Source organism: Pantoea sp. NSTU24, assembly GCF_050157905.1.
Taxonomy (GTDB): Bacteria; Pseudomonadota; Gammaproteobacteria; order Enterobacterales; family Enterobacteriaceae; genus Pantoea.
In genome coordinates this window covers 556,647-581,080 of sequence record NZ_JBKIWZ010000001.1, presented here as the reverse complement: position 1 = coordinate 581,080, position 24,434 = coordinate 556,647, and the positions used below count along the sequence as shown (strand labels likewise).

24 protein-coding genes are annotated in these 24,434 nt (G+C 56.5%); 5 read left to right on the top strand and 19 right to left on the bottom strand.

All coding sequences use genetic code 11. The annotated features are described in order from the left end of the window. Window positions 1–49 precede the first annotated feature (49 nt). The 6 genes from odhB to sdhC form a co-directional block, all read right to left on the bottom strand. The gene (gene odhB, locus ACLHDD_RS02915) at window positions 50–1,270 is read right to left on the bottom strand and encodes a 2-oxoglutarate dehydrogenase complex dihydrolipoyllysine-residue succinyltransferase (RefSeq protein WP_427102862.1); all 1,221 of its coding nucleotides are present in this window, start codon (window positions 1,268–1,270) and stop codon (window positions 50–52) included. 15 nt (window positions 1,271–1,285) lie between these two features. After that, window positions 1,286–4,093: a 2-oxoglutarate dehydrogenase E1 component gene (gene sucA, locus ACLHDD_RS02910; RefSeq protein WP_427102861.1), complete on the bottom strand. Its 2,808-nt coding sequence runs from the start codon at window positions 4,091–4,093 to the stop codon at window positions 1,286–1,288. A gap of 200 nt (window positions 4,094–4,293) precedes the next feature. Next, window positions 4,294–5,010, bottom strand: a complete 717-nt coding sequence (locus ACLHDD_RS02905) for a succinate dehydrogenase iron-sulfur subunit (RefSeq protein ID WP_009091413.1) — start codon at window positions 5,008–5,010, stop codon at window positions 4,294–4,296. A 14-nt stretch (window positions 5,011–5,024) separates the two neighbouring features. Beyond that, window positions 5,025–6,791, bottom strand: coding sequence for a succinate dehydrogenase flavoprotein subunit (gene sdhA, locus ACLHDD_RS02900; RefSeq protein ID WP_427102860.1), 1,767 nt, complete (start codon window positions 6,789–6,791; stop codon window positions 5,025–5,027). Next, entirely contained in the window at window positions 6,792–7,139 is a 348-nt protein-coding gene (sdhD, locus tag ACLHDD_RS02895) for a succinate dehydrogenase membrane anchor subunit (RefSeq protein ID WP_427102859.1), read from the bottom strand. It lies immediately after the preceding gene. After that, window positions 7,133–7,522, bottom strand: coding sequence for a succinate dehydrogenase cytochrome b556 subunit (sdhC, locus tag ACLHDD_RS02890; protein ID WP_009091418.1), 390 nt, complete (start codon window positions 7,520–7,522; stop codon window positions 7,133–7,135). Before sdhC ends, sdhD begins: the two co-directional genes overlap by 7 nt. 632 nt (window positions 7,523–8,154) lie before the next feature. Here sdhC and ACLHDD_RS02885 point away from each other — a divergent pair. Then, window positions 8,155–9,438: a citrate synthase gene (locus ACLHDD_RS02885; RefSeq protein WP_427102858.1), complete on the top strand. Its 1,284-nt coding sequence runs from the start codon at window positions 8,155–8,157 to the stop codon at window positions 9,436–9,438. A gap of 243 nt (window positions 9,439–9,681) precedes the next feature. Here the strand turns inward: ACLHDD_RS02885 and nei are convergent, their stop codons facing one another. The 11 genes from nei to ACLHDD_RS02830 all read right to left on the bottom strand — a co-directional run bounded on the left by nei (window position 9,682) and on the right by ACLHDD_RS02830 (window position 18,916). After that, window positions 9,682–10,470, bottom strand: a complete 789-nt coding sequence (nei, locus tag ACLHDD_RS02880) for an endonuclease VIII (RefSeq protein ID WP_427102857.1) — start codon at window positions 10,468–10,470, stop codon at window positions 9,682–9,684. 11 nt (window positions 10,471–10,481) lie between these two features. Beyond that, window positions 10,482–11,129, bottom strand: coding sequence for a pyroglutamyl-peptidase I (pcp, locus tag ACLHDD_RS02875; protein ID WP_427102856.1), 648 nt, complete (start codon window positions 11,127–11,129; stop codon window positions 10,482–10,484). A gap of 6 nt (window positions 11,130–11,135) precedes the next feature. Further along, entirely contained in the window at window positions 11,136–12,152 is a 1,017-nt protein-coding gene (locus ACLHDD_RS02870; RefSeq protein ID WP_427102855.1) for a DUF979 domain-containing protein, read from the bottom strand. Next, the gene (locus ACLHDD_RS02865; protein WP_128085634.1) at window positions 12,152–12,880 is read right to left on the bottom strand and encodes a DUF969 domain-containing protein; all 729 of its coding nucleotides are present in this window, start codon (window positions 12,878–12,880) and stop codon (window positions 12,152–12,154) included. The genes ACLHDD_RS02870 and ACLHDD_RS02865 overlap by 1 nt, the downstream gene beginning before the upstream one ends. A 53-nt stretch (window positions 12,881–12,933) precedes the next feature. After that, window positions 12,934–13,671 (bottom strand): 5-oxoprolinase subunit PxpA, encoded by a 738-nt coding sequence (pxpA, locus tag ACLHDD_RS02860; RefSeq protein ID WP_427102854.1) that lies wholly within the window; start codon window positions 13,669–13,671, stop codon window positions 12,934–12,936. Continuing rightward, window positions 13,661–14,590, bottom strand: coding sequence for a 5-oxoprolinase subunit PxpC (pxpC, locus tag ACLHDD_RS02855; protein WP_427102853.1), 930 nt, complete (start codon window positions 14,588–14,590; stop codon window positions 13,661–13,663). The genes pxpA and pxpC overlap by 11 nt, the downstream gene beginning before the upstream one ends. After that, window positions 14,584–15,240, bottom strand: a complete 657-nt coding sequence (gene pxpB, locus ACLHDD_RS02850; RefSeq protein WP_427102852.1) for a 5-oxoprolinase subunit PxpB — start codon at window positions 15,238–15,240, stop codon at window positions 14,584–14,586. The genes pxpC and pxpB overlap by 7 nt, the downstream gene beginning before the upstream one ends. A 159-nt stretch (window positions 15,241–15,399) precedes the next feature. After that, window positions 15,400–16,143 carry a type 2 GTP cyclohydrolase I gene (locus ACLHDD_RS02845; RefSeq protein WP_427102851.1) on the bottom strand — a complete coding sequence of 248 codons (744 nt, stop codon included), beginning with the start codon at window positions 16,141–16,143 and terminating at the stop codon, window positions 15,400–15,402. Between the two features lie 18 nt (window positions 16,144–16,161). Then, complete coding sequence (gene phrB, locus ACLHDD_RS02840) at window positions 16,162–17,586, bottom strand: deoxyribodipyrimidine photo-lyase (protein ID WP_427102850.1); 1,425 nt, start codon at window positions 17,584–17,586, stop codon at window positions 16,162–16,164. Window positions 17,587–17,598: 12 nt separating this feature from the next. Beyond that, entirely contained in the window at window positions 17,599–18,555 is a 957-nt protein-coding gene (locus ACLHDD_RS02835) for a YbgA family protein (protein WP_427102849.1), read from the bottom strand. A gap of 160 nt (window positions 18,556–18,715) precedes the next feature. After that, window positions 18,716–18,916: a YbfA family protein gene (locus ACLHDD_RS02830; RefSeq protein ID WP_427102848.1), complete on the bottom strand. Its 201-nt coding sequence runs from the start codon at window positions 18,914–18,916 to the stop codon at window positions 18,716–18,718. Window positions 18,917–19,173: 257 nt separating this feature from the next. Here ACLHDD_RS02830 and kdpE point away from each other — a divergent pair, with 257 nt between their 5' ends. Next, window positions 19,174–19,848 (top strand): two-component system response regulator KdpE, encoded by a 675-nt coding sequence (kdpE, locus tag ACLHDD_RS02825; protein WP_427102847.1) that lies wholly within the window; start codon window positions 19,174–19,176, stop codon window positions 19,846–19,848. Window positions 19,849–19,885: 37 nt separating this feature from the next. On the opposite strand, the gene pgm is transcribed toward kdpE, so the two are convergent. Further along, the gene (gene pgm / locus ACLHDD_RS02820) at window positions 19,886–21,526 is read right to left on the bottom strand and encodes a phosphoglucomutase (alpha-D-glucose-1,6-bisphosphate-dependent) (RefSeq protein WP_128085777.1); all 1,641 of its coding nucleotides are present in this window, start codon (window positions 21,524–21,526) and stop codon (window positions 19,886–19,888) included. A 27-nt stretch (window positions 21,527–21,553) separates the two neighbouring features. Then, window positions 21,554–22,102 (bottom strand): replication initiation negative regulator SeqA, encoded by a 549-nt coding sequence (gene seqA / locus ACLHDD_RS02815; protein ID WP_427102846.1) that lies wholly within the window; start codon window positions 22,100–22,102, stop codon window positions 21,554–21,556. A gap of 250 nt (window positions 22,103–22,352) precedes the next feature. Between seqA and ybfF the strand changes: the two genes are divergently transcribed. The 3 genes from ybfF (at window position 22,353) to fldA (ending at window position 24,224) form a co-directional block, all read left to right on the top strand. Next, window positions 22,353–23,117, top strand: a complete 765-nt coding sequence (ybfF, locus tag ACLHDD_RS02810) for an esterase (RefSeq protein ID WP_427102845.1) — start codon at window positions 22,353–22,355, stop codon at window positions 23,115–23,117. 168 nt (window positions 23,118–23,285) lie between these two features. After that, window positions 23,286–23,561, top strand: a complete 276-nt coding sequence (ybfE, locus tag ACLHDD_RS02805) for a LexA regulated protein (RefSeq protein WP_003852811.1) — start codon at window positions 23,286–23,288, stop codon at window positions 23,559–23,561. 132 nt (window positions 23,562–23,693) lie between these two features. Then, complete coding sequence (gene fldA / locus ACLHDD_RS02800; protein ID WP_111141029.1) at window positions 23,694–24,224, top strand: flavodoxin FldA; 531 nt, start codon at window positions 23,694–23,696, stop codon at window positions 24,222–24,224. Window positions 24,225–24,434 lie beyond the last annotated feature (210 nt).

The window sequence follows — 24,434 nt, the reverse complement described above, 5'->3', positions numbered from 1 at the left end:
GTCTGAAAAGAGTAATGAGGTTGGGCGCGCAGGGCGCGCCCGGTAAAAATCAGACATCCAGCAGCAGGCGCGCCGGATCTTCCAGCATCTCTTTCACTGCAACCAGATAACCTACTGATTCGCGGCCATCGATCAGACGGTGGTCATAAGAGAGTGCCAGGTACATCATAGGCAGCACCACAACCTGACCATTGACCGCCATCGGGCGATCTTTGATAGCGTGCATACCCAGGATGGCGCTCTGCGGTGGGTTGATGATCGGGGTGGACATCAGCGAACCAAAGACGCCGCCATTGGTAATGGTGAAGTTACCGCCGGTCAGGTCTTCCACGGTCAGCTTGCCATCACGGCCTTTCACCGCCAGCTCTTTAATTTTCTTCTCGATGTCCGCCATGCTCAGCGCATCCACATCACGCAGAACCGGTGTGACCAGGCCACGCGGCGTGGAGACAGCGATGCTGACATCGAAGTAGTTGTGGTAAACCACATCTTCACCATCGATAGACGCATTCACTTCCGGATAGCGTTTCAGCGCTTCAACGACCGCTTTCAGGTAGAAAGACATAAAGCCCAGACGCACGCCGTGACGCTTCTCGAACGCCTCACCATACTGCTTGCGCAGATCCATGATCGGCTTCATGTTGATTTCGTTGAAGGTCGTCAGCATCGCGGTGCTGTTTTTCGCTTCCAGCAGACGCTCGGCCACGCGCTTGCGCAGACGGGTCATCGGCACGCGTTTTTCGCTGCGATTGGCAACAGGCTGCTGTACCGCCGCAGTGTCCGCTGCCGGCGCGGCAGCGCTGGCCTTCGGTGCATTCGCCAGATGTTTTTCAACATCTTCGCGGGTCAGACGTCCGCCCACACCGCTGCCTTTAATCTGCGAAGCATCCAGGTTGTGTTCGGCAATCAGGCGGCGAATCGCCGGGCTGAGTGCATCGTTGCTCTCTTCTTCCAGAGACGCAGTCTGACGCTGAGCCGGAGTCGACTCTTTGCTTTCAGATTTTGCGCTGGTCTCTTTACCGGCACTGTTGCCCTCTTTCAGGCGACCCAGGATCTGGCGGGATGTGACGGTGGCGCCCTCTTCTTCCAGAACGGCTTCCAGGATACCGTCCGCAGCGGCTGGCACTTCCAGCACCACTTTATCGGTTTCGATTTCAACCAGCACTTCATCGCGAGTGACGGCATCGCCTGGTTTTTTGTGCCAGGTTGCCACTGAGGCATCGGCAACCGATTCAGGCAGGTCGGGAACGAGAATATCTACGCTACTCATTATCTTTCCTTTTAATTAATTAACGTTCAGCGCGTCATTAACCAGGTCTTGCTGCTGTTGTTGGTGTACGGACATGTAACCCACGGCCGGTGAAGCCGAGGCCGGGCGGCCGGCATAACGTAAAGTGGCGCCAAACGGCACAACTTCACGGAAGTGATGCTGACTGCAATACCAGGCGCCCTGATTCAGCGGCTCTTCCTGGCACCAGACAAAGTCCTGTACGTGAGAATACGCTTTTAATGCTTCCTGCACCGCCGGATGCGGGAATGGATAAAGCTGCTCGATGCGCACGATAGCCACATCGGTCTGCTCGTTTTTACGACGCTGCTCCAGCAGGTCGTAATAGACTTTACCGGAACAGAGCACGACACGTTTAACGCCCTGCGGATCCAGATCGTCGATTTCACCAATGGCGGGCTGGAAGCTGCCATTTGCCAGCTCATCCAGCGTGGAGATCGCCAGCGGGTGACGCAGCAGCGATTTCGGTGACATCACAATCAGTGGACGACGCATACCGCGCAGCGCCTGACGACGCAGCATGTGGTAAACCTGCGCTGGCGTGGACGGCACGCAGACCTGCATGTTCTGCTCAGCGCAAAGTTGCAGATAGCGTTCCAGACGCGCCGAGGAGTGCTCCGGGCCCTGTCCTTCATAGCCGTGTGGCAGCAGCATGACCAGACCACACATCCGGCCCCACTTCTGCTCGCCAGAGCTGATGAACTGGTCAATAACAACCTGAGCGCCGTTGGCGAAGTCACCAAACTGCGCTTCCCAGATGGTCAGGATGCGCGGCTCTGCGGTGGCGTAGCCATATTCGAATGCCAGCACCGCCTCTTCAGAAAGCACGGAGTCCCACACTTTGAACTGACCCTGACCGCTATGCACATGGTGCAGAGGGGTATAGGTTGAACCGTTTGACTGGTTGTGGATCACCGCATGACGATGGAAGAAGGTGCCGCGACCACTATCTTCGCCCGACAGACGCACCGGAATGCCCTCATCCACCAGCGTGGCGTAGGCCAGGTTTTCCGCGCCGCCCCAGTCAAAAGCTTTCTCGCCTTCGGCCATCAGACGACGGTCGTTGTAAATTTTGGCAACACGCGACTGCACTTCGACTTCTTCAGGCACCTGGCTGATACGCAGCGCCAGCTCCTTAAGACGTTTCATCTCGACCTGGGCCGGATAAGGCTCGTCCCACTCATGGTTCAGGTAAGGCGACCAGGTAAAGGAGTGCAGGCTCATCGGACGCCATTCCGGCACCACACACTCGCCCGCATCCAGCGCGTCGCGATAAAGATTGACCATCTCGGTCGCATCTTCCTGGGTGGCGATGGCTTCGCCTTCCAGACGGTCGGCGTAAATTTTACGTGGCGTCGGGTGTTTTTTGATTTTCTGGTACATCAGCGGCTGAGTCGCACTTGGCTCATCCGCCTCGTTGTGACCATGACGGCGATAGCAGACCAGATCGATAAACACATCACGCTTAAAGGTGTTGCGGTAGTCGAGCGCCAGACGGGTCACAAACGCGACAGCTTCCGGATCGTCCGCGTTGACGTGGAAAATCGGAGCCAGCACCATCTTGCCGATGTCGGTGCAGTAAGGGGTTGAACGCGCATCTTTCGGGTTGGAGGTAGTGAAGCCAACCTGGTTGTTGATCACAATGCGAACGGTACCGCCCACTTCATAGCCACGCGCCTGAGACATGTTCAGGGTTTCCTGCACCACGCCCTGGCCGATGACGGCCGCATCACCGTGAATGGTGATCGGTAATACTTTATTGCTGGCAGGTTCATCCAGACGATCCAGACGGGCGCGAACAGATCCCATGACTACCGGGCTGACGATTTCCAGATGTGACGGGTTAAACGCCAGCGCCAGGTGAACCAGGCCGCCTTCCGTTTCCACGTCTGAGGAGAAGCCCATGTGGTACTTCACGTCACCCGTGCCAAGATGCTCTTTATGCTTGCCCGCGAACTCGTCGAACAGATCCTGAGGCTTTTTACCCAGCACGTTAATCAGCACGTTGAGACGACCACGGTGCGCCATTCCCAGTACCACTTCACGGGTGCCGCTTTTACCAGCGTGACGAATCATCTCGCGCAGCATGGGCACCAGCGCATCGCCGCCTTCCAGCGAGAAGCGTTTAGCACCCGGGAATTTCGCGCCCAGGTATTTTTCCAGCCCTTCTGCTGCGGTCAGCTCTTTCAGGAAACCTTTTTTCTCGTCGTTGCTGAAGGTTGCACGGCCCGCGACAGACTCCAGACGCTGCTGAATCCAGCGTTTTTCGTCCGTGTTGTTGATGTGCATATACTCCGCACCAATTGAGCCGCAGTACGTCTGGGTCAGCGCCTCAAAGAGATCGGCCAGCTTCATGGTCTCTTTGCCGATGGCGAAAGAGCCGACGTTAAAGCTTTCCTGAAAATCGGCCTCAGTCAGATCGTGAAAAGCGGGGTCAAGATCGGCAACCCGGTCCTGTTTCCACAGGCCGAGCGGATCAAGATTGGCATGCTGATGGCCGCGGAAACGAAACGCGTTGATCAGCTGCAGCACTTTCACTTGCTTGGAGTTAGTTTCCGGATCGGAGAGAGATGAGGTGTAACGAGATGCGTCTTTCGCCAGGCGACGGAAGTACTCACGTGTGGTGGAGTGAAACTGCTCAGGTTTCATTCCGGTGCCCGGTAACTGTTGGAACATCGAGCGCCACACTGCATCGACAGAGTCAGGATCGGTCAGGAAATCCTCATAGAGCTGCTCTATGTAAGACTGATTCGCGCCGGCCAGCCAGGAAGAGTCCAGCCAGGGCTTCATCGCGCTGTTCTGCATTGTGATCCCTTAAGCATTGCTATGCTTTTTTGAGGTTTCATTTGTTGCCGCTTTCGCGGTTTGCCGTAGTGAGTTCAGCGATACGAGCACTTTGCGCAGCGCGCGTGGCCCGTAAGGGAACCTTTGTAAACGTGGTCATCACCGCGCTTACAGAGGTTTCCGTAAAACACCGGGAACCTGAGGTTCCCGGCAGTGTGTCACTATGCGCCGCGCTGCAGCAGCATCGACTTGATATGGCCGATGGCGCGTGTCGGGTTCAGCCCTTTCGGACAGACGCTCACACAGTTCATGATGCTGTGGCAGCGGAATACGCTGAATGCATCATTCAGATTATCGAGGCGCGACTCGGTTTCGGTGTCGCGGCTGTCAATCAGGAAGCGGTACGCAGCCAGCAGACCGGCAGGGCCAATGAATTTCTCAGGATTCCACCAGAATGACGGGCATGAGGTAGAGCAGCAGGCACAAAGAATACATTCATACAGGCCATCCAGGTGCTCGCGCTCATCCGGTGACTGCAGATGCTCACGTGCTGGCGGATTTTCCCCATTATTCAACAGGAAAGGCTTAATTTTCTCATATTGCGCATAAAACTGGCTCATGTCTACGACCAAGTCACGCACCACCGGCAGACCGGGTAACGGACGGATAACAATTTTCTGTTTGCCGTTGCCCAGGGCTGAAACCGGCGTAATGCAGGCCAGGCCGTTTTTGCCGTTCATGTTCAGGCCATCGGAGCCGCAGACGCCTTCGCGGCAGGAGCGACGAAACGCCAGCGTCGGATCTTTCTCTTTCAGGCGAATCAGCGCGTCCAGCAGCATCATGTCGCGGCCATCTTCCGATTCCAGGGTGTAATCCTGCATCCGTGGCTTGTCGTCAACGTCCGGATTGTAGCGATAAATGGAAAACTCGAGTCTCATGATCGTCTCCGAAATTAGTAGGTACGCACTTTCGGCGGGAAGGCCGCGCGCAGTTTCGGCTGCATGTTCACCTCACGGCGCGTCATGCTTTCGGTTTCCGGGACATAAAGACTGTGGCACAGCCAGTTTTCATCATCACGATCCGGGAAGTCGAAGCGACTGTGGGCACCGCGGCTTTCGGTGCGATAGTTCGCTGCCACCGCCGTGGCATACGCCGTCTCCATCAGGTTATCCAGCTCCAGACACTCAATACGCTGCGTGTTGAAATCCGGTGAACGGTCATCCAGACGGGCTGATTTCAGACGCTGGCGAATTTCTTTCAGCTCTTCCAGTCCCTGCGCCATTGCTTCACCTTCGCGGAACACAGAGAAGTTATTCTGCATACAGCGCTGCAGCGCTTTACGAATCTCAACCGGGTCTTCACCGGTGGTGTTGTTTTCCCAGCGGTTGAAGCGCGCCATCGCCACGGCGATTTCATCTTCGGTGGCATCGCGCAGTTCACCCTGCTCCTGAATACTCTCCAGCAGATGCAGGCCAGCCGCACGGCCAAAGACGACCAGGTCGAGCAGAGAGTTGCCGCCCAGACGGTTAGCGCCGTGCACCGAAACGCAGGCGATTTCGCCGACGGCGAACAGGCCCGGGATGACCACATCTTCGCCCTGCTCATTCACGCGCAGTGCCTGACCGGTTACTTTGGTCGGGATACCGCCCATCATGTAGTGGCAGGTCGGGATCACCGGAATCGGCTCTTTAATCGGATCGGCGTGTGCAAAGGTGCGCGACAGCTCAAGGATACCCGGCAGACGGGATTCCAGCACCTCTTTACCCAGATGGTCGAGTTTCAGTTTAATGTGCGGGCCCCACGGACCGTCACAGCCGCGACCTTCACGGATTTCAATCATCATCGAGCGCGCAACCACGTCACGGCCCGCCAGATCTTTGGCGTTTGGCGCATAGCGCTCCATGAAGCGTTCGCCATGTTTGTTCAGCAGATAGCCACCCTCACCACGGCAGCCTTCGGTGACCAGCACGCCCGCACCTGCGATACCGGTCGGATGGAACTGCCACATTTCCATATCCTGCACCGGTACGCCCGCACGCAGTGCCATACCGACGCCGTCACCGGTATTGATATGGGCATTGGTGGTTGACTGATAGATACGGCCCGCACCACCTGTCGCCAGAATAGTCGCTTTCGCTTTGAAGTAGACCGTTTCGCCCGTTTCGATGCAGATAGCCGTACAGCCGACAACTGCGCCATCGGCGTTTTTCACCAGATCCAGCGCGTACCACTCTGAGAAAATCGTGGTTTTGTTTTTCAGGTTCTGCTGATAAAGGGTGTGCAGTAAGGCGTGACCGGTACGGTCAGCAGCGGCCGCCGTACGTGCCGCCTGCTCACCACCGAAATTCTTCGACTGGCCGCCAAACGGACGCTGATAGACGCGACCATCTTCCAGACGGGAAAATGGCAGGCCCATGTGCTCCAGCTCCAGGATCGCTTCCGGGCCGGTTTTACACATATATTCAATCGCGTCCTGGTCACCGATATAGTCGGAACCTTTGACGGTGTCATACATGTGCCATTCCCAGTTATCTTCATGGGTATTACCCAGCGCAACGGTGATACCGCCCTGCGCAGAAACAGTGTGGGAACGGGTCGGGAAAACTTTAGACAGCAGCGCACAGCTCTGGCCACCCTGGGAGATTTGCAGTGCGGCACGCATGCCTGCGCCACCTGCGCCGATCACCACGGCATCAAACTCTCTGATTGGCAAACTCATTTACACACCCCACACCACAACAAAGCCATAAATCGCATACCACAACAGCGCCACGACAATCACAAACTGCAACAACAGGCGGGTTGGCAGCGATTTAACGTAGTCTGTTAATACCTGCCACATCCCAATCCAGCCGTGGATCAGAATAGAGAACAGCGTCAGCAGCGTGAACACTTTGGTGAAGGCAGAAGCGAAGAAGCCACGCCACAGGTCATAGGTCAGCGTGTCTCTCATCACTACGAAACCGAGGATGTAAACGATGTAAAGAGTAATGAGAATTGCAGTTGCCCGCAGCAGCAGCCAGTCCTGAATGCCGTTGCGACCCAACGCGGATGCATTGCTTACCATACGAGGACTCCCGCCAGAATTGCCAGCACGACAGTGATCACAAAAGTGATATGAGCTGAGCGCTTACCAACCTGCAGCGTTTCAGCCAGATAACCAAAATCCATCAACATATGACGAATCCCGCTCACCGCGTGATAGGCCAGCGCAGTCAGGATGCCCCACATGATGAACTTCGCGAAGAAGCCATCCATAATGGACGCAGCATGCTGGAAACCTTCAGGAGAGGAGAGAGAGAGACCGAGCAGCCACAGCAGGATGCCTATGGCAACCAGGGTGATTACGCCGGAGACGCGGTGAAGAATGGACGATATTGCAGTAACGGGAAACCGGATCGTCGAGAGATCCAAGTTGACAGGTCTTTGTTTTTTCACGGTTTTGCCCACACAGCCTTTTTTATTTTGCTTCCTCCGGACCTGAGGCGGAGTCTAATCACAACGCGTGGCAGACTTTAACCGTCACCAAAAAAGCAACATCCAGTGTTAAGTGACGCGGTAATAAACGCTGGGTGGCTCCTGGTGTCAGGGTGTTCCGGAGACCTGGCGGAAGTATAAGAGGATCACATTCTGATTACAATTCCCCTACAAACTCTTTGGTATATTTTGGGTAGAACAGTGATCGGACTCACGATTTTCACAATTGATACAATTTTAATTATCTGATTTGACAATAGTTCAACAATTCAGTTACAAACTAAGCCTGTAAATTCCTATGATGCACAAAAGTTATGGGGATACACTTTCCCCTAAGCGCAAGTTATGTAACATTGCGATAATGAGCATTAAAAAGCATCAGGTTATTGGTTACCAAGAAGTTATATCCTGACCGGATCTTTAACAACCGCGATATGCAGCATGTCCATGGCTCACCGGTTCCTTCCTGGAACGCGCCGCTCACTCTGTACCCTGCACCCGCTTCACCCCTGCAGAGTGACATTGTGCAGTTTTGCCAACCGCAACATGAACGCGTTTCAGGTGTCTAAAGATCCTTACCTACATAAGGCGCTATGGAGACGAAAATGACAGATAAAAAAGTAACGCTAACCCTGCAAGATGGAACATCTGTAGAGCTGGACGTGCTGAAGGGCACGCTGGGCCAGGATGTGGTTGATGTCCGCGCTCTGGGTTCAAGTGGCCTGTTCACCTTCGATCCCGGTTTCACTTCTACAGCGTCCTGCGAATCTAAAATCACCTTCATCGATGGTGATGAAGGCATCCTGCTGCATCGTGGTTTCCCGATTTCTGAGCTGGCCACCCACTCTAACTATCTGGAAGTCTGTTACATCCTGCTGAATGGTGAAGCGCCCGATCAGAAGCAGTTCGAGGAGTTCCGTACCACCGTTACCCGCCACACGATGATTCATGAGCAGATTACCCGTCTGTTCCACGGCTTCCGTCGTGACTCTCACCCGATGGCAGTAATGTGCGGTGTGACCGGCGCACTGGCAGCGTTTTACCACGATTCACTGGATGTAAACATTGAGCGCCATCGTGAAATCGCGGCATTCCGTCTGCTTTCGAAGATGCCGACCATGGCGGCAATGTGTTACAAATATTCTATTGGCCAGCCTTTTGTCTATCCGCGCAATGATCTCTCTTATGCGGGTAACTTCCTGCACATGATGTTCGCCACGCCGTGCGAAGAGTACAAAGTTAATCCGGTACTGGAACGCGCAATGGACCGCATTCTGATCCTGCATGCGGACCATGAGCAGAACGCCTCAACTTCGACCGTCCGTACCGCGGGTTCAAGCGGCGCGAATCCGTTTGCCTGTATCGCGGCGGGTATCGCCTCCCTGTGGGGACCGGCGCACGGTGGTGCCAACGAAGCGACTCTGCGTATGCTGGAAGAGATCAGCACCGTTGAGCACATTCCGGAGTTTGTGAAACGCGCCAAAGACAAGAATGACTCTTTCCGTCTGATGGGCTTTGGTCACCGCGTTTACAAAAACTACGATCCACGTGCGACCGTGATGCGTGATACCTGCCATGAAGTCCTGAACGAGCTGGGTATGAAGGATGACCTGCTGGAAGTGGCGATGGAGCTGGAACACATTGCGCTGAACGACCCCTACTTCATCGAGCGTAAACTCTATCCAAACGTGGACTTCTACTCCGGTATTATCCTGAAAGCGATGGGGATTCCTTCCTCCATGTTTACGGTGATCTTCGCGATGGCCCGTACCGTTGGCTGGATCGCACACTGGAAAGAAATGCACGACGAAGGCATGAAGATTGCCCGTCCGCGCCAGCTTTACACCGGTTATACCGAGCGCGAATTCAGCTCTCAGCTGAAGAAGTAAGATTCGGTCGATAGCGGAGAGAAATTTCCGCTCAGACAATTGGCCTGTATAGGGGTGAAGCTGGCCGCAACGAATAAGTTCAACGCGCAGGAAACACGGTCAGAAGAGGAAAGCGTCTCGCGCCAGGGATGGCGCGGGCCGACCATGTCATGGATGACGGCTTTAGCGTCTTTCCGATCTGACCGTGTTTCCTGAGCAGGCTCGGTCTTACAGCTGCCTGTTTCTACCCTCACCCGCTCCTTTCTATCTCTGGCAACCCGGACACCAGTAAAACGGCCGTGACGACAGCGTACCTTTCTCAACCAGCGTGCCACAGCGCCGGCACTTCTTACCCTGCCGATGAAAAACTTCAAACTGAAACGCCGCTTCCTCATGATATTTTTTCATGGTGCCCCGCATCCGGTAGGCGTGACGCGGCACCGAAAGCAGCGCCTCGCTGAATGCCGTCAGCTGATCCTCACTCAGGTCCTGTGCCCGATGGTATGGCAGCAGCTGCGCCAGCCAGAGAATTTCAGCGCGCAGGTAGTTACCCAGCCCGGCCAGAAACGCCTGATCCAGCAGCAGACCGCTGAACTGCCGACGACGGAAACGAGGCGACAGCAGCCGCTCGCGCACCTCTTCCACAGTCAGCGCACTGCTCAGCACATCCGGGCCGATACGATTCAGAAATGGGTGCGCCGCCAGGGTATCGGCATTGAGCAGTTCAATATCGGAGGCGCTGTAGAGCAGAATCGCTTTACCTGCCGTCGCCAGCCGCACCCGCAGCTGGCGGGTAGTGTTGAGTTCGGTATCGGGTTTCACAATCCGCCAGATGCCATAGAGCTGGTTATGGCTGTAAAGTGTCAGGCCATTGCTGAAATGTGTCAGCAGCGCCTTGCCTCGCGTTTCAATCGCCTGCACCTGCTCACCAATCAACGCCGGCTCATAGGTCTTGAGCTGCGGAAATGCGAACCACGCTTCTGTTAACGGCTGCCCCACAATGGCGGCTTCGAGCTTATCCGCCACGCGGCGGATTTCCGGTCCTTCAGGCATCGTTCATCCTCTTAGTGGGTGGCACCGCCAGCCTGTTTAATGTCGTCACCGGTTTCCAGCGTGACCCGTACGGCGATTTCCAGCGCCTGAATAATGGTCGCCAGCGCCATGCTCGGCGCGCCGGGGTGCTGCGCCGCCTGTTCAGGCAGATAAGGAATATGGATAAAGCCGCCCCGCGCCGGGCTCTCCTGCTGCTGAAGCCAGTGCAGCAGGCCGTACATCACCCGGTTACAGGTAAAGGTGCCCGCCGTCTGCGACACTGACGCCGGAATGCCCGCCTCCCGTAAAGCAGAGACGACCGCTTTAATCGGCAGCCGCGAAAAATAGGCGGCCGGACCGCCAGCCACCACCGGTTCATCGACTGGCTGATGCCCGCTGTTATCCGGGATACGGGCGTCATCAACATTGATACCGATACGCTCGACGGTAATGTCGCTGCGACCGCCCGCCTGCCCCACGGAGAGCACCGCATCCGGATTGATTTCCGTCAGCGCCTGATTCAGCACGCCAAGGACCTCACGGAAGACCACGGGCAACTGGCGGATGACGATCTTCGCTCCGCCAATCTCTTTGCCCTCCAGCCTCTGCACCGCTTCCCAGGATGGATTAATCGTTTCACCGCCAAAAGGCTCAAAGGCCGTTATCAGGACCGTTTTCATGCTGCCTCACAGAAACATCAGGAAATAGAGCAGAAAAATATTAACGATTAACAGTAGCACACCGGTTGGGATCTGAGCCCTGATCACCGCGTTTCGGTCAGGCAACTCCAGCAGCGCCGCCGGGACAATATTAAAATTGGCCGCCATCGGCGTCATCAGCGTGCCACAGTAGCCGGAGAACATCCCAATCGCCGCCATCACCGCCGGGTTGCCGCCGTGCTGCAACACCAGAATCGGGATACCGACGCCTGCGGTAATAATCGGAAATGCGGCGAAGGCGTTGCCCATGATCATCGTTAACAGCGCCATGCCCACGGCATAAACGATGACCGCAATCAGTCGATTGTCTACCGCCAGCCAGGTCTGGGTCAGATGCGAAATCGCGCTGCCGACACCGGCGCTGGTAAACAGCAGCCCCAGCGTGGCGAGGATCTGCGGCAGGATAAAGGCCCAGCCTATCGAATCCAGCAAGCGGCGGGTCTCCTGCATCGACTGCACCGGTTTTTCGTGGGTCAGTTTCAGAGCCACCAGCCAGCCCGCCACACAGCCGACCATCATCGAAAAGAGCGTCACCAGCGTCGCGTGATTGCCCGGTCCGAATACCGAATCCTGCAAGCCGGGAATGTGGTTAAACGCCAGCACGCCAACCACGGTGACCACCGGAATCGCCAGCGCGGGCAGGAAGAGTTTATTGCGCAGACGCTGCGCACTGGCCTGCTTCTCCTCTTCGCTGCGCTGATGATAGCGGCCCAGCCGGACGCCACCCAGGCCCGCAATCAGCGCCATAATCACCACGACGACCCCGACCGCGATGTGCAGCGTGCGGGTGCCTGCCGCCGCCGAGCCCATCCCCAGGCTCAGCAGATCCGCCGTCCAGTCACCGATAAGAAATATCAGGCCATACAATGCCCAGAACAGGCCGGTCGTCAGACGGCGCGGATTCGCGCTGTCACGCCAGGAGAGTATCGCCACCACCAGCAGCAGGATGCCTGCCAGCCACATCAGATACTGTTGCTGGAACATTATGCACCTCCTTTGGCTTTCAGCGCCTGACCGTTGAGCCGCTGCAGCTCACGCGCCAGCTGGCGGTCCAGCCGGACCAGGCGGGCCGAGTGGATCAGGAACGCGGCCACGGCGGTCGGGATGCCCCACAGCGCGATGTGCAGCGGTTCGGTCTGAATACCAGCGGACTCCTGCATGAAGTTATGCATGAAGATAATCGCGCCAAAGGCGACGAAGATATCCTCGCCAAAGAACAGGCCCACGTTGTCGGTTGCCGCCGACATCGCGCGCAGCCGATGGCGCAATTCAGGCGTAATCTCGCCGTAGCGGTTTTCTGTCGCGCCTTCTGCCATCGGCGCCAGCAGCGGGCGCACCATCTGCGGATGGCCGCCAAGGCTGGTCAGGCCCAGCGCGGCGGTGATTTCGCGCACAAACAGATAGACGATCAGCAGACGGCCAGCAGTGGCTGTTTTAATCTGCGCAATCCATGCCTGAGCCCGCTCTTTCAGCCCGTGACGCTCCAGCAGGCCAATCACCGCCAGCGGCAGCAGCAGGATCAGCGGCAGGTTACGGGTGTTAAGAAAACCCGCGCCCAGCTTTTCCAGAATGTCTGCCAGCGGCATCATGGCGGCCAGCCCGGTGACAAATCCGGCAATAATCACCACCAGCACCGGATTAAAACGTAATACGAAGCCGATTACGATGGCGGCAATGCCCAGTAACGGCCAGAGATTGACTGCACTCTCCATGCTTTTCCCCTCAGAGTGAAAAACCCGGCATAAGCCGGGTTAAAGATGATTATTCAGTCACTGGTGACGCGAATCTGCTGACGGGTAAACGCCTCACATAACTGCTGCGCAAACTGCAGCGCATGCGCGCCGTCGCCATGCAGGCAGACGGTCTGTGCGTTCACTGCCACCCATTCTCCCGTGATACTTTTTACCCTGCCCTGCTGCACCATCGTCAGCGTCTGATCGATCGCCTGCTGCTCATCTTCAATCAGCGCGCCGGGTTCACTACGCGGCACCAGCGCGCCGGAACGGAGATAGCCACGATCGGCAAAAACCTCTTCCCGCGTGCGCAAGCCGTAGTGGGCTGCGGCACGAATCGATTCGCTACTAGCCAGCCCTACCAGGATCAGCTGATTATCGACCGCACGGATGGCACGGGCGATCGCGTCAGCCAGCACCGGATCCGCTGCGGCCTGGTTGTACAGCATCCCGTGCGGCTTAACATGAACCAGCCGCGCACCTTCGCTTTCTGCCAGCGCCTTCAGCGCCCCGACCTGGTAGATCATCTGGGCGTAGACCGTTTCCGGCGGAAGCTGCATGGCGCTGCGGCCAAAGTTCTCCCGGTCGGGAAAGGCGGGATGCGCCCCAATCGCGACACCGGCAGCCTGCGCCCAGCGCACCGACTGCAGCATGGTCTGTGCATCACCGGCGTGAAAACCACAGGCGATATTGGCCGAACTCACCCGTTGCAGTAGCGCCTGGTCGCTGGCGCAGCCCTCGCCCAGGTCGGCATTTAAATCAATCTTCATTGAGTCCCCACATCATCTGATCCAGTGCGCGCTGCTGATGCTGACGCGCCAGCATCGCGTCCGGCAGGGTGCAGTGAATAAAGTGAATTGGCTCACCCAGCCGGATTTGCGCCAGGTGATAGAGATCGGCTTCGATGACCGACGCGATACGCGGATAGCCGCCGGTGGTCTGTGCATCGGCCATCAGCACAATAGGCTGTCCGTTGGGCGGCACCTGAATCACGCCCGGCATCACCCCGTGTGACAGCAGTTCACGCGGGCTTTCACGCTCAAGTTTGCGGCCCTCCAGCCGGTAGCCCATACGGTTGCTCTGCGGGCTGAGCTTCCACCCCGTACGCCAGAAAGCCTGCTGCGCTTCGCGGCTGAATTCGTGATACTCAGGGCCAGGCAGTGCGCGAATGCGGTTGCCCCAGAGCAGTTGCCGCACGCCAGCCTGACGGTCGAACTGGCGCGTCGGTTTACCCAGCGGCAGATGATCGCCATCCCGCAGGATGCGTCCATGAAATCCGCCAAACTGCGCTTTAAGGTCGGTGCTGGCAGACCCCAGCATGGCAGGGATAGCAAAACCGCCCTGCACCGCCAGATAGCTGCGCATGCCGCGCAGCGGCATCGCCAGCGACAGGACCTGGCCCCGCTTCACCGGGGTACGCCAGCCCGTCCAGACCGGCTTATCGTCAAGCTGCGCCTGACACCCTGCCCCCGTCAGTGCAAACCAGCCGTCGCGGGTAAACTCGGCTCTGAACTGGCCAAGCACGATCTCCAGCACAGCGCTGTCCGGGGCATTGCCCACCAGCATGTTAGCGGTCAGCATCGCGGGCTGATCCAGAACGCCGCCCGGACTGATCCCGAACTGACGCCAGCCGTAGCGTCCCGCATCCTGAAGAGTGGCGGCCAGACCGGCGCGCAGAATGTTTAACATACGCCCTCCTGCTGTGGCACAAAGCGCACGCGGTCGCCGGGACGGAGCAGAACGGGCGGTTGCCGTTGCGGATCAAACAGCGCCGTGCGCGTCTGGCCAATCAGCTGCCAGCCACCTGGTGAGGCGAGCGGGTAGACGCCGGTCTGGCTGCCGCCAATACCTACCGATCCGGCAGGCACACTGACTCTGGGTTCCGCCCGGCGCGGCGTGTGCAGACGCGGATCCAGCCCGCCAAGGTAGGGAAATCCAGGCTGGAAGCCGATAAAGAAGACGACATATTCGCTGCTGCTGTGCAGCTCCACGACCTGACGGGGCGTCAGCCCGGCCTGGTCTGCCACAACCGCGAGATCGGGCCCCGCCTCGCCGCCGTAAATCACCGGAATCGCGACCTGACGTGACTCTGGCAGCTGCGCGTCGCTCTCTTCCCACCAGCGTTGCAGCCGTTCGATGGCGTCCAGCGCATTCTGCTGGGGGTCGCGCAGGATCAGCGTGATGTTGTTCATGCCGGGGATCACCTCCAGCACGCTATCATACGATTGCAGCCGCTGGTTCAGTCCCCAGATACGCTGCTGACTCTCCAGCGAAACCGGCGGTTCCAGCTCCAGCACGACAGCGCGTTCTCCCAATAAATAACATCGTGCTCGTTGCAACAGCTACCTCCCGCGTGGTTGAAATCGCGCCAGGCCGATCGGGTACATAGCCCGGATCCGCCCCTTGCTTATCGACTTAAAGCAAATAGTTATGCGAAAGTGACAGAGATGTGTCAACCGATTTCAGTCCTGCGCAGGCGCGCAGGACCGGGAGGAGGGTCAGGCGGGATTGGGGATATCGATGAAGGTAACGTCCAGATCGTGATGCTGCGCCAGCCACTCGCCCAGTGCTTTTACGCCGCCCCGTTCGGTGGCGTGGTGGCCCGCAGCAAAGAAATGTATACCCTGCTCGCGCGCGCTGTGGATGGTCTGCTCAGAGACTTCGCCGGTAATATAGGCATCGACACCCGCAGCGGCAGCCTGGTCGATAAAGCCCTGTCCGCCACCGCTGCACCAGGCGATGCGACGGATTAGCGCAGGCGCGTTGTCACCACAATGCAGTGGCTCACGACCGAGCCGCTCAGCGATACGGCGGGCCAGCTGCTCGCCAGCGATCGGCTCGGCCAGTTCACCGTGGAACACCAGCGGCATCACTTCGCCCCGTACCTCAATGTCCAGCAGCCTGGCCAGCTGAGCGTTGTTGCCCAGTTCAGGATGCGCGTCGAGCGGCAGATGCCAGCCGTAGAGGTTGATATCGTTAGCCAGCAGGGTGCGCAGTCGACGGCGCTTCATGCCTTTTATCACGGCAGGCTCGCTTTTCCAGAAATAGCCGTGATGCACGATGATCGCATCGGCCTGACGGGCTGCCGCCTCATCCAGCAGCGCCTGACAGGCAGTGACGCCGGTGACGATGGTTTTAATCTCACTGCGTCCCTCGACCTGCAGCCCGTTGGGGGCATAATCGCTGAAGCTGCGGCTGTCGAGGTGCTGATTAATCAGCCTCTCAAGTTCGTAATGGTTCATACAGGCTCCTTCGAAGCCTCAGGCGTCGCTTTTTGCGCGCTCAAAGGCGTCTAATGTCTTTTTACGTGCTGCCTTATGATCCACGATTGGTGACGGATAATCGAGTTTCTTCTTATGCTTCTCCGCCCACTGATGCGGCTCATGAATATCACTGTCGGGAACATCAGCCAGCTCTGGCAGATAGTGGCGAATAAATTCCCCCTGCGGATCGAAACGCTCGCCCTGAGTGGTCGGATTAAAAATACGAAAATAGGGGGCCGCGTCTGTGCCGGTCGAAGCGGCCCACTGCCAGCCGCCATTATTTGCGGCCAGATCGCCATCAATCAACTGCTGCATGAAGTAGCGTTCGCCTTCACGCCAGTCAACCAGCAGATCTTTAACCAGGAAACTGGCCGTGATCATTCGCAGACGATTGTGCATCCAGCCCAGCTGGTTCATCTGACGCATAGCCGCATCCACAATTGGAAAACCGGTTTTACCTGCTTTCCAGGCGTCAAAGTGAGCCTTGTTTTTCTGCCACTCAACATGGCGTGTCCAGTCAACAAACGGCTGATGGCGGCAGAGCGATGGATAGGCGACCAGCAGATGGCGGTAAAACTCACGCCAGATCAGCTCGTTCAGCCAGGTAAACGCTTTGCCGTTCTCCAGTGCATCAGGATGCTCGTGCAGGACACGATGCAGACACTGACGAGGTGACAGTACGCCTGTCGACAGATAAACAGAGAGACGGCTGGTCGCGTCCAGCGCGGGCTGATCGCGCTTTGCCGGATAGTCGATCACCGGCTTGCCCGCGAAATGGCGCAGCTTTTTCAGTGCGGCCTCTTCGCCAGGCGGAAACAGTTTTTCATCGAATGCTTCACTGGGGCACTTAAAGGCCGGAATCCGGGTGGTTTTCAGCGGCGCGCCCTCGCGCGCTTTCGGTGCAGGCACGCACTCCGGCAATCCCTGCTGCAGACGGCGGACGAAAGCTTTGCTGAACGGCGTAAAGACTTTGTACATCGAGCGATCGCCGCTCTGCACACTGCCTGGCGGCAGCAGCAGGCTGTCGTCGAAGCCCTGACAGGTGACACCGGCCTCATTGAGCCGCTTTTCGGCCTCCGCGTCGCGCTCACGCTCGTTTACTTCATACTGATAGTTGTAAAAGAGCTGGTCGACCTTGTGCTGGTCACAAAACTTTAACAGCGCATCGACGCTGTCGCTAAAGGCTTTGCACGCCCTGTAATGCAGTTCAATGCCGCGTTCGGCCAGAGCGCCCTGCACCGCCGTCAGGCTGGCATGAATAAATGCCGCCTGCTTTGGCGACATGTCATGCTGCTGCCACTGCTCAGGGGTCGCAAGGAAAAGCGCAATCACTGTTGCCTTGCTGTCACGGCAGGCGGCATGCAGCGCAAGGTTATCATTAATGCGTAAATCATTACGCAGCCAGACCAGATGGGTGGTCATACGCCTCCTGAATTACTGTCCATAGCGTAAGCGCAAGGCTTCGGGATAAGGGTCAAAGTAGCGTTGCTGAGCCAGCCAGGGATGCGGAAACTCGGCCATGTAGTGCTTGAGAATCGTGATCGGCACAAGCAGAGGCTGCGTCCCCTGACGATAGCGGTCAATCAGCGTCGCCAGCTCCTGACGCTGGGGTGAACTGAGCTGACGGCGGAAGTAGCCCTGCACATGCATCAGCACGTTAGTATGGTTACGACGTGAAGCCGGTCGCGACATCAGTGCCATCATGCGGTTGCGATATTCAAAGGCGAAAGCATCCAGTGATTCCCACTGGCTCATTGAGGCGACAAATGGCCCCAGCTCACGATATTTTTCCTGGGAGTGGGCCAGCATCATCAGCTTATAGCGGCTGTGGAAGGCAATCAGTTTGTGACGGGTCAGGCCGCTTTCCCACATCTCGTTGAACTCATGCAGCGCGCAGATGCGACCAATAAAGTTTTCGCGCAGTGCGGGATCATGCAGACGGCCATCCTCTTCCAGCGGCAGCCAGGGCATCTCACGCTGAAGGAATTCGGCAAAAATGCCCATGCCGACTTTACGATTATTGTTGTTGTCAGGCTCATAAACCCGTACCCGCTCCATGCCACAGCTGGGGGATTTGGCGCACAGGATATAGCCTGAGAGATGATGCAGCGATTTCACCCGTTCGGCAGACCAGGCACGCATCTCTTTCGTTACTTCTTCACCGCCATCTTTGCTGAAACAGAGATGCAGTTCGTCATCATCCTGTTTTACCAGACGTAACGCCGGGCGCGGTGTAGGCAAACCGATCGCCATTTCCGGGCAGATCGGTTCAAAGCGGACAAATGGGGTAAGATCCTGAGTCGCAAAAGTAAGACGTTTATGACCGCCATCAAACCTGACGCTGTCGCCAAGCAGACACGCACTGATTCCAACGGGGATTTTTTTGCCCATACTTGTACAACCTCCAAAATCTTGTAGAGGTTTAAGTGTAGCGCAAAAGTGACAGGAATAAAGCCCGATTGCGCAGATCCGTATCGCTTATTCTCAGGAAAAACGCAAAAAAAAACCCGGTCAGCAGACCAGGCTTTTCTCGCACTTGCAGACAGGCAGATTACCAGAACGCGCCACCGCCAGCTTCAGATTGTGCCAGCCAGACCGGTTTGGCACTGGTTTTGCACCAGATGCGGTGCAGATAACTGTAAAAACGTGCTCTGTCCTGACGAAATATCATCACAGGCAGAGCGGATACGCCAAAAAGAATGACCAGCGTACGCCGTGCGATAATTTTATAGCGTGGATAGGCCTGATACATGGTTTCTCCTCCCGGCAATACTAAGTCTGTGAATGTGATCTGTGTCTGATTTTACGCCAGACTGTGCAATTCTTCTACACCTCTGACCACTTCTTTTAAGCGCTTTTTGCCTGTCAGTACTGCGCATCGTGTTAAACAAGAAATAAGTTATTGACGGGTTACAGCCGGGTTTAAAAACGTCGGCTGCTAAGCACGCGGACGACAGCCTGAAATATTGGTAGAGTAACGCTTCGCTCCCCACCTAAGGCAGGTAATGCGTGGCTACGGTTTTAATCGTTGAAGATGAGAAAGAGATCCGCCGCTTTGTCCGGCTGGCACTGGAAAATGAAGATCTGAGAGTGGCAGATGCCGACACGCTGCAGCGCGGGCTGATCGAAGCGGCGACCCGTAAGCCCGATTTAGTGATCCTCGATCTTGGCCTGCCGGATGGCGATGGAACCGATTTTATTCGCGACCTGCGCCAGTGGAGCGCGATACCTGTCATCGTACTGTCGGCGCGCACTGACGAGCAGGACAAAATCGCTGCGCTGGATGCGGGAGCAGATGACTATCTGACCAAACCTTTTGGCATTGGTGAACTGCTGGCGCGTGTCCGGGTCGCGCTACGCCGCCACAGCCGCCCGCAGCCGGATGCCAGAATCCATTTTGCTGACGTCAGCGTCGATCTCGCAGCACGCCGGGTACAGCGCGGCGACAGCGAGATCCATCTCACGCCAATCGAATTTCGTTTGTTGAGCATTCTGCTTAACAACGCCGGCAAGGTGCTGACACAACGGCAGCTGCTGAGCCAGGTCTGGGGACCCAATGCGGTGGAACATAGCCACTATCTGCGGATTTATATGGGACATCTGCGGCAGAAGCTGGAAGCAAACCCCACCCAGCCCGCCCATCTGCTGACTGAAACCGGCATTGGCTATCGCTTTATGCCATAAAAAAAGGCGCCAGCGGCGCCTTTTTCTGCCTGATCGATCAGGCGTTTTTCAGCACTTCGCTGACAATTTCTACCGCTTCTTTCTCGATCTGCGCGCGATGTTCCGCGCCAAGGAAACTTTCACAGTAGATCTTATAAGCGTCTTCGGTACCTGACGGACGGGCAGCAAACCAGCCATTTTCCGTCATCACTTTCAGGCCGCCAATCGATGCACCATTACCCGGTGCCGCAGTCAGACGCGCGGTGATAGGATCGCCCGCCAGGGTATCCGCGCTCACCATCTCCGGAGACAGCTTCGACAGCGCGGCTTTCTGCGCAGAGGTGGCTGACGCCTGCAGACGATTGTAGCTCGGTGCGCCAAAGCGTGCGGCCAGTTCGTCGTAATGCTCCTGCGGATTCTTACCCGTAACCGCCGTAATTTCCGCCGCCAGCAGACACATGATGATGCCATCTTTGTCAGTTGACCATGGCGTGCCGTCGAAGCGCAGGAAGGAAGCGCCTGCACTCTCTTCGCCACCGAAACCGAAGCTGCCGTCATACAGACCATCAACGAACCACTTGAAGCCAACCGGGACTTCGACCAGCTTGCGGCCGATGTCGTTGACCACACGGTCAATCATGGCGCTGGACACCAGCGTTTTGCCGACAGCAACATCCTGGCCCCACTGTGGACGGTGCTGGAACAGGTAGTTGATCGCTACAGCCAGATAGTGGTTTGGATTCATCAGACCCGCCGGGGTCACAATGCCGTGGCGGTCATAATCGGGATCGTTACCGAACGCCAGATCGAACTTGTCACGGTATGCCAGCAGGCCGGCCATGGCGCTCTCGGAGGAGCAGTCCATGCGCACGACGCCATCTTTATCCAGGTGCATAAAGCGGAAGGTCTGATCGACCGCATCATTCACCAGCGTCAGATCCAGCTTGTAGTGCTCAGCAATACGCTGCCAGTAAGCAATACCCGAACCACCGAGGGGATCAACGCCCAGCTTCAGACCAGCTTTCTGAATCGCCGGGAAGTCGATGATCTCCGCCAGACCTTCAACATAAGGCTGGATCAGATCTTTCTCGACCACATGACCGCTGGCCAGCGCCTGCTCCAGAGGCAGACGTTTCACCTCCTGCAGGCCCGCTTTCATCAGCTGATTCGCACGATCTTCTACAACTTTCGTGACGTTGGTATCAGCCGGGCCGCCGTTCGGTGGGTTGTACTTGATGCCGCCATCTTCCGGTGGGTTGTGTGACGGCGTAATGACGATACCGTCAGCCAGCGCGCCACCCGCTTTATTGTGCTCAAGAATCGCATTTGAGATCGCAGGGGTTGGCGTGTAGCCGTTGTCCTGCTGCACAATCACATCGACGCCGTTTGCCGCCAGCACTTCCAGCACCGACAGCATCGCCGGTTCTGACAGTGCATGGGTGTCTTTACCGACGTAGCAGGGTCCGGTAATGCCGTTCTTTTTGCGCTCTTCGGCAATAGCCTGCGCGATCGCCAGAATGTGCATCTCATTGAAGCTCTGACGCCCTGCGCTGCCGCGATGGCCAGAGGTGCCAAACTTCACCGCATGTTCCGGGTTCGCCACATCGGGCTTCAGGACATAATATTGTGACGTTAACTGTGCAACATTAATCAAATCGCTCTGCTGGGCGGGTTGCCCGGCACGTGGGTGATTGGCCATTGGCGCTGCTCCCTGACGCTTATGTTTTTAGAGGGTGCCGCAAACTTTCTCGGTCAGTTCCGCAGGGAACTGCATCGAGAGCATGATGTGTTCGATCATGCTGCATTTACGACCCGTGTTGGTATTGGTGATGACCCAGTACGGTGTGCCGGGCACATGCTTCGGCTTAGTATGGGTGCCATTCTGTAACAGCGTATGCTCGTCACCGGCAAAGTAGACGCGGGTGCGGCCCTGCAGAGAGGCAGTGGCTTCAGCAAAGGCTGTGGTGTCGAGACGATAGAGCGTTGACAGGACAAGCATAAAGCGATTCACCGCCCGCTTCTGCTCCGCATATTCATCGGAGAGCAGCAGCTCACGCATCGCGCGAACACGATCCTGCGGGCGCGAACCCACAGACACAGGCTGAGACTCTTTCGCTGCCTCTTTTGAAACGGCCTGCGCAGGCGATGCACTGACCGTCTGACCGGCTGTAAACTTCAGCATGCGGCGCAGAATGTCGGATGCGCTTTCACCAATATGCTGCGTGTGGCTGGCGATATACCGGTAGAGCTCTTCGTCAACTTCGATCGTTTTCATCTTATTCCGTACGGTTCTTTCTCATGACAGAACCACCTGTTTCCTGAAAAGCCCTGAGTATAGCCAGGCGATTCAAAGGATGTGTGGGTTCTAACATCAGGATTATAAAGTTAAATTCAGGCGGGTTGTTAGTAATCAAACGGTTTACGGGCAAAAGTCAGAATATGTCCTAATGCCGCCGGAACCGGCGCGCCTGAAAAGGTGAAACCATGATAACCTAAGCTCAGGTCTCAAACTTAAGAACTTTGCTATGATTTTGAACGCCCGTCTGCAAACTGAACAATCTTCTGCTGATTCCCTGCCAATCCTGCTTATTCACGGTCTGTTTGGCAGTCTGGATAACCTTGGCGTGCTGGCGCGCGGGCTGAAAGATGCCGGCCCGCTGCTGCAGGCAGATGTCCGTAACCATGGCCTTTCCCTCCGTTCCGACGAGATGAACTACGCTGTAATGGCACAGGATATGGTTGACACACTGGATGCTCATGGCATTGACCGCGTCGCCGTCATCGGTCACTCAATGGGTGGCAAAATCGCCATGACCATGAGCGCATTAATACCAGACCGCATCGAGCGACTTGTGATGATTGACATCGCACCGGTGGATTATCAGACCCGCCGCCACGACGACATCTTTGCTGCTATTCGTGCTGTGACGGCTGCGGGCGTCACACTGCGCAGCGAGGCGGCGCGGATCATGCGTACGCTGATTGACGAAGAGGGCATCATCCAGTTCCTGCTGAAGTCGTTTCACGAGGGCGAATGGCGCTTTAACGTGCCGGTACTGTGGGACAACTACGCCACGATTTCTGGCTGGCAGCCGGTGCCCGCCTGGCCGCATCCGGCGCTGTTCATTCGCGGCGGAGACTCCAGCTATCTGGACAATCGCTATCGCGATGCCCTGCTTCAGCAGTTTCCGGCTGCGCAGGCGCACGTCATCGGTGGCGCTGGCCACTGGGTTCATGCGGAAAAACCTGATGCTGTTCTGCGCACGGTTCGCCGATTTTTTGCGCTTTAAAAGCAAATAGATGGCGGTAAAGGTTTAGGATTGGCGTCGGGCGTAAGCGTGAAGTATGATGTCGCGCTAAAATTTTGCCGCAGGTCAGTTTTTCTGCGGCAGCGGCCAATAATTTATAATCTGCGCGGTGAGTATCTGACACCCGCACCCATTCAGTTTTACTAAGCCATGGCAAAAGAACAGACTGACCGTACGACGCTCGATCTCTTTGCTGATGAGCGTCGCCCGGGTCGACCCAAAACCAGTCCGCTTTCGCGTGATGAACAGTTGCGCATCAACAAGCGTAATCAGCTGAAACGCGATAAAGGGCGCGGGCTTCGTCGTGTCGAGCTGAAAATGAACAGTGAAGCCGTCGATGCACTCAATACGCTGGCAGAACAGCGCAACCTCAGCCGCAGCGAACTGATCGAACAGATGCTGCTGGCCCAGCTCAAACTGGATTAACGCGGGCGAATCGCACGCAGGAGCAAATGTCGAGGCTTTAACCGTTCCGCGGGTTTGTCTCGTCTGCTATTATTTGCTGAATTGTGCTGCGGCACACATCTCATCATCAGGATTTAAGAGGTTATTTTACTCATGGCACTCGTAGGCATCTTCTTTGGCAGCGATACCGGCAACACCGAAAACATTGCAAAAATGATCCAGAAACAGCTGGGTAAAGACGTTGCAGAAGTGCATGACATCGCGAAAAGTACAAAAGAAGATCTGGAAGCGTTTGATATCCTGCTGCTGGGTATTCCGACCTGGTATTACGGTGAAGCACAGTGTGACTGGGACGACTTCTTCCCGACGCTGGAAGAGATTGATTTCAATGGTAAACTGGTTGCGCTGTTCGGCTGCGGCGACCAGGAAGATTATGCAGAGTATTTCTGTGACGCGATGGGCACCATCCGCGACATCATCGAGCCTCATGGTGCGGTAATTGTTGGCCACTGGCCGACCGAAGGCTACCATTTTGAAGCATCAAAAGGTCTGGCTGATGATAAACACTTCCTGGGACTGGCCATCGACGAAGATCGCCAGCCGGAACTGACCAGCCAGCGCGTTGAGCAGTGGGTTAAGCAGATTTTTGATGAACTGCAGCTGAAAGAGATTCTGGAAGCCTGATCCTGCATGCCTCAATGTGAGCGCCAGCTCACATTGAGGCAATGGAAATTCCTATAGAAATAATAGCCACATTTTTTTAACTTTCTCCGTTTAATCTGTAGAATACCCGCATCGATCTTCCGCGTATTTTATCAGGCGTGATGATGAAGCGATGGTCAAACAGACTCTGCCAGAATCCTCCCCGGCCCGGTGACGAATCCCCTTTAGCCC